The sequence below is a fragment of the Halohasta sp. A2 genome, from assembly GCF_056175805.1.
The window spans coordinates 29,379-39,239 of the sequence record NZ_JAQFWV010000012.1; the positions used below are offsets into that span (position 1 = coordinate 29,379).

At 60.5% G+C, this 9,861-nt stretch carries 12 protein-coding genes and 1 tRNA gene; 7 read left to right on the forward strand and 6 right to left on the reverse strand.

Annotated elements, in window-relative coordinates:
- Positions 1-69: 69 nt before the first annotated feature.
- A complete protein-coding gene (locus tag O2S87_RS05665) occupies positions 70-813 on the reverse strand; it encodes a CDP-alcohol phosphatidyltransferase family protein (protein ID WP_475407827.1) in 744 nt (247 codons plus the stop codon).
- 250 nt (positions 814-1,063) lie between these two features.
- Here O2S87_RS05665 and O2S87_RS05670 point away from each other — a divergent pair, with 250 nt between their 5' ends.
- The 4 genes from O2S87_RS05670 (at position 1,064) to O2S87_RS05685 (ending at position 4,315) form a co-directional block, all read left to right on the forward strand.
- Positions 1,064-1,834, forward strand: coding sequence for a hypothetical protein (locus O2S87_RS05670; RefSeq protein WP_475407828.1), 771 nt, complete (start codon positions 1,064-1,066; stop codon positions 1,832-1,834).
- A 66-nt stretch (positions 1,835-1,900) separates the two neighbouring features.
- Entirely contained in the window at positions 1,901-3,544 is a 1,644-nt protein-coding gene (locus tag O2S87_RS05675) for an SDR family NAD(P)-dependent oxidoreductase (protein ID WP_475407829.1), read from the forward strand.
- A gap of 80 nt (positions 3,545-3,624) precedes the next feature.
- Positions 3,625-4,191, forward strand: coding sequence for a hypoxanthine/guanine phosphoribosyltransferase (gene hpt / locus O2S87_RS05680; protein WP_475407830.1), 567 nt, complete (start codon positions 3,625-3,627; stop codon positions 4,189-4,191).
- A gap of 50 nt (positions 4,192-4,241) precedes the next feature.
- A tRNA-Thr gene (locus O2S87_RS05685) sits at positions 4,242-4,315 on the forward strand.
- A gap of 156 nt (positions 4,316-4,471) precedes the next feature.
- Here O2S87_RS05685 and O2S87_RS05690 read toward each other — a convergent pair.
- The 3 genes from O2S87_RS05690 to O2S87_RS05700 all read right to left on the reverse strand — a co-directional run bounded on the left by O2S87_RS05690 (position 4,472) and on the right by O2S87_RS05700 (position 6,962).
- Positions 4,472-4,867 (reverse strand): YbaB/EbfC family nucleoid-associated protein, encoded by a 396-nt coding sequence (locus O2S87_RS05690; protein WP_475407831.1) that lies wholly within the window; start codon positions 4,865-4,867, stop codon positions 4,472-4,474.
- A gap of 338 nt (positions 4,868-5,205) precedes the next feature.
- Positions 5,206-5,472, reverse strand: coding sequence for a hypothetical protein (locus tag O2S87_RS05695; protein WP_475407832.1), 267 nt, complete (start codon positions 5,470-5,472; stop codon positions 5,206-5,208).
- A gap of 236 nt (positions 5,473-5,708) precedes the next feature.
- On the reverse strand, positions 5,709-6,962 hold the full coding sequence (locus tag O2S87_RS05700) for a PQQ-dependent sugar dehydrogenase (RefSeq protein ID WP_475407833.1): 1,254 nt from the start codon (positions 6,960-6,962) through the stop codon (positions 5,709-5,711).
- A gap of 88 nt (positions 6,963-7,050) precedes the next feature.
- Here O2S87_RS05700 and O2S87_RS05705 point away from each other — a divergent pair, with 88 nt between their 5' ends.
- Together O2S87_RS05705 and O2S87_RS05710 are read left to right on the forward strand one after the other, a co-directional pair.
- The gene (locus tag O2S87_RS05705) at positions 7,051-7,530 is read left to right on the forward strand and encodes a DUF309 domain-containing protein (protein ID WP_475407834.1); all 480 of its coding nucleotides are present in this window, start codon (positions 7,051-7,053) and stop codon (positions 7,528-7,530) included.
- 103 nt (positions 7,531-7,633) lie between these two features.
- Positions 7,634-8,437: a M14 family metallopeptidase gene (locus O2S87_RS05710; protein WP_475407835.1), complete on the forward strand. Its 804-nt coding sequence runs from the start codon at positions 7,634-7,636 to the stop codon at positions 8,435-8,437.
- A 23-nt stretch (positions 8,438-8,460) separates the two neighbouring features.
- Here O2S87_RS05710 and O2S87_RS05715 read toward each other — a convergent pair whose 3' ends face one another.
- Entirely contained in the window at positions 8,461-8,904 is a 444-nt protein-coding gene (locus tag O2S87_RS05715; RefSeq protein WP_475407836.1) for a UPF0179 family protein, read from the reverse strand.
- Positions 8,905-8,955: 51 nt separating this feature from the next.
- The gene (locus O2S87_RS05720; protein ID WP_475407837.1) at positions 8,956-9,339 is read right to left on the reverse strand and encodes a DUF5820 family protein; all 384 of its coding nucleotides are present in this window, start codon (positions 9,337-9,339) and stop codon (positions 8,956-8,958) included.
- A 389-nt stretch (positions 9,340-9,728) separates the two neighbouring features.
- Here O2S87_RS05720 and O2S87_RS05725 point away from each other — a divergent pair, with 389 nt between their 5' ends.
- Positions 9,729-9,860 (forward strand): hypothetical protein, encoded by a 132-nt coding sequence (locus O2S87_RS05725; RefSeq protein ID WP_475407838.1) that lies wholly within the window; start codon positions 9,729-9,731, stop codon positions 9,858-9,860.
- Position 9,861: the final 1 nt, after the last annotated feature.

Consider the following 9,861-nt stretch of genomic DNA (forward strand, 5'->3'; position numbering starts at 1 on the left):
ATATAAACCGCCAGACGGTCAGTTACCGAACGTAGGAACTGAGTACATAAATAGTCCTCACGACCGGGCTCAGATCCGACCCGAAACCGCGAGCCAGTCGCGACCGAAGCTGAGGAGAAACGGACCGACGACGACCAGGGCGATCACCCGGGAAGTTGTGGGCGCAACCACTGGAAGCAACGCGATCCAGATGGTCGACATCGCCATGCCACCCAAAAACCGTCTGAGCTGGCTCGGCGGCAGCGATCCGACGGCGAGCGCCCGCCGGTTTCGGAGCCAGATCCCGCCGACGAACGCATACCGTGCGAGGCCGACGAGCAGAAAGACGGCGGGAACGAGGTCGGCAGTGACGACGAAAACGGTGCCGAACAAAACGGTGAGGCCGTCCATTTCGGTGTCGAGCCGCCCACCGAGCTCGGAGACCGAATCGGTTGCCCGAGCGAGTCGTCCGTCGACGGCGTCGAACCCTGCGGCGAGCCCGAAGAAGAGTGCCGGGAGCCAGGCGGCTGGTCCGTCGACCGGCTCTGTAACGAGAAAGCCGGCGAACACGGCAAGCGCGGCCCCCCGAGCGAGCGTGAGCTTCGTTGCGAGCGTAATGGGCTGATCCGAGGCCTGACAGATGGGCCAGCCGATGGCCGCCGAGACGGCCAGTAGCCCGCTGCCGACACCGAGCAGAAACCTGGGCGAGGGGCCCATCTCCCGGCCGACGAATAGGAGACCGACTGCGCCCACGACGACCAACCCGATCCAGAGCGTCGTCGCCGACCACCGATGCCAGTCGACGGGTCGGTCGACGCTGTATTCACGCGACACCGCGACCCTCCGTCTCGTCGCTTGGCTCGGTCGACGGGCAACTGAATCCAGCCATGTTAGGGTATCCTCTGGTTGCGGGTAGAACCCTCGTTTGTCAAACCCAGCGAGCTGCGTTCGAGCCGGTCGACGAGCCCATTCATACTGTTACAGATGCGGATCAGTTTCAATTAGTTTTTGTTGTGAGTTTGCCACCGTATTGTCTCGAATCGGCGGTCGGAACCGATTTGATGCTCACGCACTGACGGGCCGTATGGATCGTGACCGGCGTCGGCTTCTTTTCGGGTTGGTGGTCGGCTCGTTGCTGATCGTGAGTGGCATGGTTCCGTATCCGATTTTCGCGTCGCCCTACGAGACGAGCGATCCAGCACCGTATGACCACTGGGCCGCCGCAGAAGGCACTGACCGCTTCGAGACGCTGGTCGACCTCTACGAGTTCGAGGCCGACGATTCGACACCGATCGAAGAGCTTTCACCGGCCGGCCAGCGTGTCGTCGAGCGAACGGTCGACAGCGAACCCGACGCGGATGGCGAACGGGTCTACGAACTTCCCGTGTGCCGAGATGGTATGCTTGTTTGTGATTCGGTCCGCGAGCCGCCGACTGACTTCCAGTACGGTGAGGGCTCGCCCGACGAGGTGTTTCGACTCGTCGAGGTCGACGGCCAAACCTACCTGTTTCGAACCGGCATCCAGTCTGACGCCGGTCTGACTACCGGTATAGCCGACCAGCCGATGTCGACGTACATCTGGCTGTTCGGCCTGCTACCGTTCGGGGCGGTCGTCCTCGCAGCACAGGCTATCGGCCAGCAGACGGGCAAGCGTCGGCTTCCGACAGTGCTGACCGCTGTCGGTGCAGGGCTACTGGTCGTTGGGCTCGCCGTCCCGTATCTGGCTGTTGGGGGGGTGATCTCGTACGACGCGATTGCGGTGACACTGTTGGCCGGTGTTGTCGGCGTGGCCGGGGTGGGAGTCGCCACACTCGTCTGGCAGACCATCCAGTACACTGGGTCGATAGGCAACTGAGCACGCGAATCGGTTTCGTTCCAGTGGAGCGTTATTTATATCGCGCTGCCTCAGTCGACGTATACGATGGGTTCTGACGGCGGCCAGCCGGTAGTGCTGATCACGGGTGCAGCCTCCGGCATCGGCGCGTCGACCGCCGAGGCGTTTGCCGCTCGTGGCTGGCGTGTGCACGCGACCGATGTCGACTCGCCGTTTCCACCCGCAGTCGAATTGGGCTGTCGGTGTCTCGAACTCGACGTCACCGACGCCGCGTCGGTTCGGACGACCGTCGACCGAGTGCTCGACGAGTCGGGACGTATCGACGTGCTCGTCAACAACGCTGGCTTCGCGGTTCCGGGCCCAGTCGAAGACGTCTCTGTGGTCGAGTCACGCCAGCAGTTCGATGTGGTTGTCCACGGCACACATCGACTGATCCAGGCCGTGTTGCCCGCGATGCGGAACGTAAATCAGGGTCGGATTATCATGGTCTCCAGCGTACTCGGTGTTGCTCCGTCTGGCGGATTGGGAACGTATTCGGCCGCGAAAGCCGCCGTCGAATCGCTTGCCGACTCGCTTCGGATGGAGCTTCGTGACACGCCGGGCGTCGACATCTCGCTGGTCGAACCGGCGTGGGTCGACACCGAGTTTTCGGGAAGTGCGACCGACCGACTGCCGACCGATGGCCGGACACCTGCCTACGAATCCGTCTACGAGGCGCTCGAACGGGGCTGGACACTCGACGGCGGGCCACTGGCAGTGAGTCCCGAGACGGTGGCGTCGACGGTCGTCGAGGCTGCGACCGACCGGACGCCAGCCATGCGGTATCCGGTCGGTCTGCAGGGACGAGCGATCGTCTCGACTCGCCTACTCCCGACCGGGATTCGGGACGCGATCACGACGGGATTCAATGAACGCTCGGTTCCGCTGCGTCGCTTTTGGGAGTCGGTGTTTGGCCGGACGACTGGGGACGCGACGAACTCGAACGAGCAGTCGAGGGTTCGACTGTCGACGGGTCACGAGGTGTCAGTGCCGCTGTCGACGCAGGCATCGATTTCGGGGGTCGTGCTTTCGGCATCTCGCACTGGCGTCGACTCGCTGCTTCCCGATTCGTTGGCTCCGGTTCGGCTGACGCCCACACGGGCGACACTCACGATCATGTCGGTCGACTACGACCGAATCGGCCGGGGTGAGATCGAACCCTACAACGAGGTCGGAATTATGGTTCCGGCGGTTGCCAACTCGACGATAGCGCGGCTCCCGTTGGTTTCGGGTCTCTCGTCGACGCTCGGTGGCTACGTCTGGCAGCTTCCGGTGACGACCGAGCCCGCCCGTGCGCTGGGCGCAGAGATCTGGGGGTATCCGAAATCGGTCGCCGAGATCTCGATTGCTTCGGAGGGAGGAAAAACGAGGACGGAACTGACAAAAGACGGCCAGCGCGTGCTGTCGCTGACGATCGACGACCCCTCGCGGCGATCACGCGAGTTGTCGCTGGGCTCGTATACACGGCTCGATGGCACGCTCTGCCGGACGCCGGTCAGCCTATCGGGGACACTGGGGCTTCGCCCGTTGAGCCGGGGCGTCGACTTCTCGCTCGGTGACCATCCATGGGCCGACACGCTTCAGTCGTTGGAGTTGGGATCGTGGCCGCTGGCAGCCTTCGATGGCGAGTGTGCGTTCGAGATCGGCTCACCAACAGTCATCAGTTCGTCTACAGTCGTCGACTGTCGGTGATTCAATAGGTGATAGACCGTTTCGGTGGGGGCTCGCCGAGTGGACCGTCATCTTTAGGTTTCGGCTGTGAAAGTCACCGTATGGACCGCCTGCGGCAGTCACTTCTTGATAGTCCGATAACAGTAAAGGGAGACTACGAGTACTTCGTCCATCCGATCAGCGATGGCGTGCCGATGTTGGAGCCCGAACTTCTCCGGGAGATCGCGGTTCGGATCGTCCGCCGGGTCGAGTTGGAGCGCGTCGACAAGATCGTCACGCCAGCGGCGATGGGTATTCACATCTCGACGGCCGTCTCGCTGATGACCGATATTCCGATCGCCATTATCCGCAAGCGCTCGTACGGCTTGCCCGGCGAGGTCTCGCTCTCGCAGGTGACTGGCTACTCGAAATCCGAGATGTATATAAATGACGTCGAGGCCGGCGACCGCGTGCTCGTGCTCGACGACGTCCTTTCGACGGGCGGGACGATGCGAGCGATTCTCGACGCGCTGACCGAGATGGACACCGAGATCGTCGACGTGCTCGCGGTGATCAAAAAAGCTGGCGAGAACGAACTCGACAACACCGAGTACGACGTGCAGACGCTCATCAATATCGAGGTCGTTGATGGTGAAGTGGTGATCGTCGACGAAGCCGGCGACCACTGACCCTGGTTTCGCAACCCTTATTTGCTGTATAGCGGTACACTGTAGTGCGCGCCGGAGTAGCTCAGCCTGGCAGAGCGAATCCTTCGTAAGGATTAGGTCGAGGGTTCGGATCCCTCCTCCGGCTCTTTTGTCGAACGAAGTAAGACAAAGAGCCACGCGTGGAGGATTTGAATCAGGGAGCTGCTTGCTGCGACCGTGGTTCGGATCCCTCCTCCCGCTTAGGTTTTCAGTCGAGGTAATACTGCTACTCGGGTTATAATAATAAGGCGATTTCAACTGCTCATTCGAGATCGATCTCGAACTGACCGTTCGCTTCGACGGTGACCCACCCATCACCGCTTGCGCCTGAGACCGTCTCTCCCTCGAACTCACCGATCTCGTTGAATATTAGACCGGCGAGGTTCCCATTGACGTCTAGAACTTCAACAATGAAGTTCCCGTCACCTTCGTGAATCGCGGAAAAGAGTGTGTCACCGTCGAAACTGAACGGACCGAAGTAATCGCTTGACGAGCCCGATAGCGTCTGACCTGCTGCGTCCTCAAGATCATCGGGCGTCGGCCGTGGCTGGTCGACGATCACTGACCAATCTCCGTCGGCGTTCACGTCCATCCGGTATTCGCCTGCTGGCACACCGAGCCCATATCGTGCCTCCCATTCGCCGATCTCGTTTACCACATACTCTATGGCCTCCCCACCATCAAGCAACTCGACCTGGAAATTCGACTCTCCATCGTGAGCGACTTCAAAGGTAGTGAATCGTAGTTGGATAGCAGTTCCTTCATTCAAAAACGACCGTCTATGACGCTCTATCGTCGAATTTTGTGTCTGATATCATATATAACTAGATTCTATTTTTATATCACTATATTGAGCGTGTATTTATACCGGCTAAATTTACGATTGGTCAATAGAAACTCGCCTTAGAAAATATTAGTCGACGTACGTCCATCATTCCAAAATGACAATTTTGAGCTACCCCTACGCTGTCTTGCGATTAGAAACCTGCTATCCAACTACGTGAATCCACGTTCGAGCTCAAATGTGTCAGTAACCTCCTGACCAGACCCTGAAAATTCCATTGGATCACTCTGTTGGACCGTTTTTGTCTCTTCCTCAAGTTCTTCTTCGATCGTTTCCGATTCCGACTCCGGTTCGGACTCTTGGTCGGTAGATTCTTCTGATTTCTCAGGTTGCTCCTGCTGTTTAGCTTCACTCCCAGCACACCCCGATAGTGCGATGAAGCCTGCTGTAGAAAGTGTGAGATATCGTCGACGATTCATACTATTGTCAAAGATGGATCAAGACATAACTCGATTGGCCGAAATTAGGTTTTGGTAACTATCGCCATCACTACGTATGGAGTTTTCATTCACCTAAATTGGCACTAGTAGTTAATGTTTGAGAGTAGATAGTTCCGTGCTGGATGCAACCGGTCTACTCACGTGATCTTGTCGGAAATGTCGAATGAGCGTATCAGACTCATTGGTGGCAAATCAATTCAATCACCATCGATCGCTTACTCCGGAATCAACCGCACAATTGGCGCAGAGCCGGAGTCGACCGCGACGTAGAGATGCCCTGTGTCGGGAGCCGCCGCCACCTCTCGAATACGCCAGCCGCGACCAGCCAGTAGTGGATCGAGCTCTCGCACGTCCCGGCCGTCGACTCTAAATCGACCGAGGTACTGTCCGGCGAGGTTGCCGACGAACAGATCGCCTTGCCACTCGCTGATGGGGCCGTCGTAGAAAGCCATTCCAGCAGGCGGAAAGCCCCCGGAGCCGCACTCCCAGTAGAACACCGGGTCGACCACATCCTCACGCTCGTCGTGCGACTCGCCGACCGGGTCGTCAGTGCCGTACCGACAGGCTTCGCTTGCCACCGGCCAGCCGTAGTTGCCGCCAGCCTCGATACGGTTGAGTTCGTCGCCGTCGCGCTCGCCGTGTTCGGACTCCCACAATTCGCCCGTCTCGGGGTGGACGGCCAGCCCCTGTGGGTTGCGGTGGCCGTAGCTGTAGATCCCGTCGCGGGCGTCGGGCTCGTCGCCGGGCTTTGCCCGGCTGCCAGATGAGCTCCGCTCATCGCTGTCGCCGGACTGTGTCCGGCTGCCCGAGGAACTGCGTTCCTCGCTGTCGACGAAGGGATTGTCGTCGGGAATCGAGCCGTCCGGCTCGAAGCGGAGGATCGACCCCAGATCGTTCGTCAGGTCTTGGGCGACGTGATCCGGGCCGAAATCCTTGAATTCGCGGTCGCCGACCGACACGTACACGAACCCTTCGGGGCCGAAGACGACCCGCGAGCCGTAGTGGTTCGACCGGTCGAGAAACGGTTCGGCACGGTGGAGCACCGCGAACTCCGAGAGCGTCGCGGCGTCGACGTCGAGCCGTCCACGACCGAGGTGGGTCGTCGTCTCGCCCGCGTTGTTGGCCGCCGAGTAGGTGAGATAGAGCCACGGCTCGTCGGGGTAGTCGGGATGGGTCGTCACGTCCAGCAGGCCACCCTGTCCCGCCGAGTCGACCGTGGGGACACCGTCGACGTTTCGCGTCGTCCCCTCCTCGCGATCAACGAGCAGCAGCTGCCCCTTGTCGCGTTCGGTGATCGCCAGCCACGTCTGGTCGAGAAACGCCAGCCCCCACGGTGCGTCGAGGCCGTCGACGACCGTCTCAGCGGCTACTCCCGACGGGAGATCCGACTCCGATCCTGCGTCGAGACAGCCAGCAACCATCCCGCAGGCCGTCAGGCCCGCGACCGACAGATAGCGTCGTCGGTTCATCTGTCGACTTTGCGGTTCAACTCGAATAAACGGCACGCGCCGGACCGGTGGAGTTAGGCCCGTCGGCGCGCTGGGAGTTCACAGCGGAATGGACGACCACACCCACGATCCGACGGTCGCCCCACCCATTGTCGGCGAGCCAACCGGCTGGAACCCCCAAACGGGCCACTGGGAACACGGCACGCTTCGGCTGGCAGTGCTCTACGGCGTCCGGTTTTTCAACGCGGGCGAGTACCACGCCTCCCACGACTGCTTCGAGGACGAGTGGTACAACTACGGCAGCGGCAGCACCGAAAGTGCATTTCTCCACGGGATGGTGCAGGTCGCCGCCGGCGCCTACAAACACGTCGACTTCGAGAATGACGACGGCATGCGGAGCCTCTTTTTGACCGCCCTCCAGTACCTGCAAGGTGTCCCAGCCGACTTTTACGGCGTCGACCTCCGCGATGTCAGATCGACGCTACGGGCGGCGCTCGATGAACCGACATCGATCGAGGGCTGGCAGCTCACGGTCGACGGCGAGACCCCGGTCGCCACCGAGTCGGATCAGCAGTATCTGGTCGACTGAAGAAGTCGGTCGACGTGCTGTATAAATAGTCGCTCGCTACTGCTGGGACCACTGTCGAACCAGACCGGGGGGCTCAAATGTCCCGACTCCCTGTCTGTTTCCAATGAGGATCTACGAACTCGGCGAGGGAACGCCGGAACTCGCCGTCGTCGGTGGCATTCACGGAGATGAGCCGTGTGGGCCGCTGGCGATCGAACGACTGTTAGCCGAAAAGCCAGCAGTCCAGCGGCCGGTCAAATTCATCATCGCCAACGAGGCGGCACTGCAGGCGGGCAAGCGGTATCTCGATGCGGATCTCAATCGCGTTTTTCCGGGCGATACCGACGCCGAAGCCCACGAGCGTCGACTCGCCCACGATCTCGCCCGCGAGATTCAGGGCTGTACGACGCTTGCGCTCCACTCGACCCAGTCGACGCCCAAGCCAATGGGCGTGATTCGGTCGGTCGACGAGGTGGCTCGCGCAATCTATCCACGGCTCCCGGTCGACGTCCTGATCGAAACCGACTCGCACACCGACGGACGATTGGTCGAATACCCCCACACCATCGAAGTCGAATGCGGGCTCCAGGGCACCGAAACGGCCGCAAAAAACGGCTACGACCTCATCCGGGCGTTTCTCGCCGCGACGGGCGCGCTCCCAGCGCCGGAGGCCGACGACCGCCTCGATATCCCCGACCCCGAGACGGTGCAGGTCTTCCGGCTTGTTCGACCGATTCCGAAGCCGGAGGGCGACAGCTACGAGGTGTTCGTCGAGAACTTCGAACTCGTTTCCGAGGGGACCGCGTTTGCGGCAGTCGACGGCGAACCACTGTACGCGGAAACGGACTTTTATCCCGTCCTCCTGTCGCCGCGAGGCTACGAAGGAATCTTCGGCTACGTTGCCGAACAGGTCGGACACGTTGCCTGACAATCGATTTCGTGGAACGTCATCTACTCGTCGGTGAGCTCAACCAGCGTCAACGAGCGATCCAGTAAGCAGTGGTCGTGGGGTGGCTCGCCAGTGACGGCGGCGATCCGATACTCGGTGTCGAACGCCGCTCCTTCGGGCACACAGTACTCGTGGCTTGGACACTCGGTGTGCGGACACGGCCCTTCGAGGCTGGCTTTACTCCCGGCGTAGGCTCCGCGCGAGGCGATGTTTGCGGGCACCGTAGTCGGTTCGACCTCGACCGCTCGAACCCCGGTGTCGTGCACCGCACAGTCGAGCAGTTGGGCGTTCTCTCGGAGTTCAGTGATCCGGTAGCGTTTGCCTTCTTGCAGGTTGAGACACTGGCTCCGATACGGACAGCCCGCACAGCCAGCGGCCTCGCCGCGGTAGACGAACTCTCGGTCGACCTCGGCGAGGCGGTCACCGATGAGTGTGACAGTGGACATAGTCGACTGTAGGAGTCCAAGCCCGTTAACGTTCGCCCACGGTGGAGCAGGTCAGTCCGCTCCGACCAACTCGTCGAGTTTCTCGAAGTACTCTTCACGTGGGGCCTGGTAGCACGCGCGGTAGTCGACGCTCCCCTCGACGAACGCCTGGGCCGTCTCTACTGCGCCATCGATCGCGGCGCTGCGGTCGTCGTACCGCCTGGTGGTCGCTTCGATCTCGGGTTCGAGAAAGAGTTTGACCTGCCAGACGTCGGTTTCGACCGAGCCAGCGCCGGGTCGACGCTGCGGCGAGCCGTTCGTAACGTAGATCGTTGGCAGACAGGCTGCCGGGTAGTCGCTCGAATTGAAGACGTCGGGACGGTAGGCCAGAATTACGCGGCCATCGGGCTCTTCGTTCCAGACCCGCCAACCGGTCGGGAGTGCAGGGAGGCTCATACGGAGAGGTGGCTCCCGTGACACTAAGTCCTCGCGTTCGCGAACACACGAGTCGAAAAGTCGACTGACTGCTCGCTCCGCAAGCCTACTGATTGGCCGACCGCAAGTCGACTACCAACCATGACCCTCGTAGATCTTCTATCACAATTCTATTATATATTGTGCATATTGGTACCAGTCACCGATTCGAGTTCGGTCGAATCAGACTTCAAAACTTGCTTTCGGTGACCAGTGGACTCAATTGGAGAAAGCCTTATATATGTCAAAAAACACAGTCTAAATAGTCTCGGTCTTCCGACCGGGCACGACACCTCTCCACGCGCCGTTCGTTGGTTCTCGAAGTCTCTCGTTGTCAGTCGCCGATCGGGTGTTCGGCATGGTGGAGTGGTATGAGTACACATGCCACATACGAGGGTCGGTTGCTGGGTTCGACGTGGTTCACCAGCAGTCGACTCTCGGAACATGTCCGGCCAGTAGACGGTCGACACACCGACCTGTGTCGACGCGTCGACGGCCAGTGAT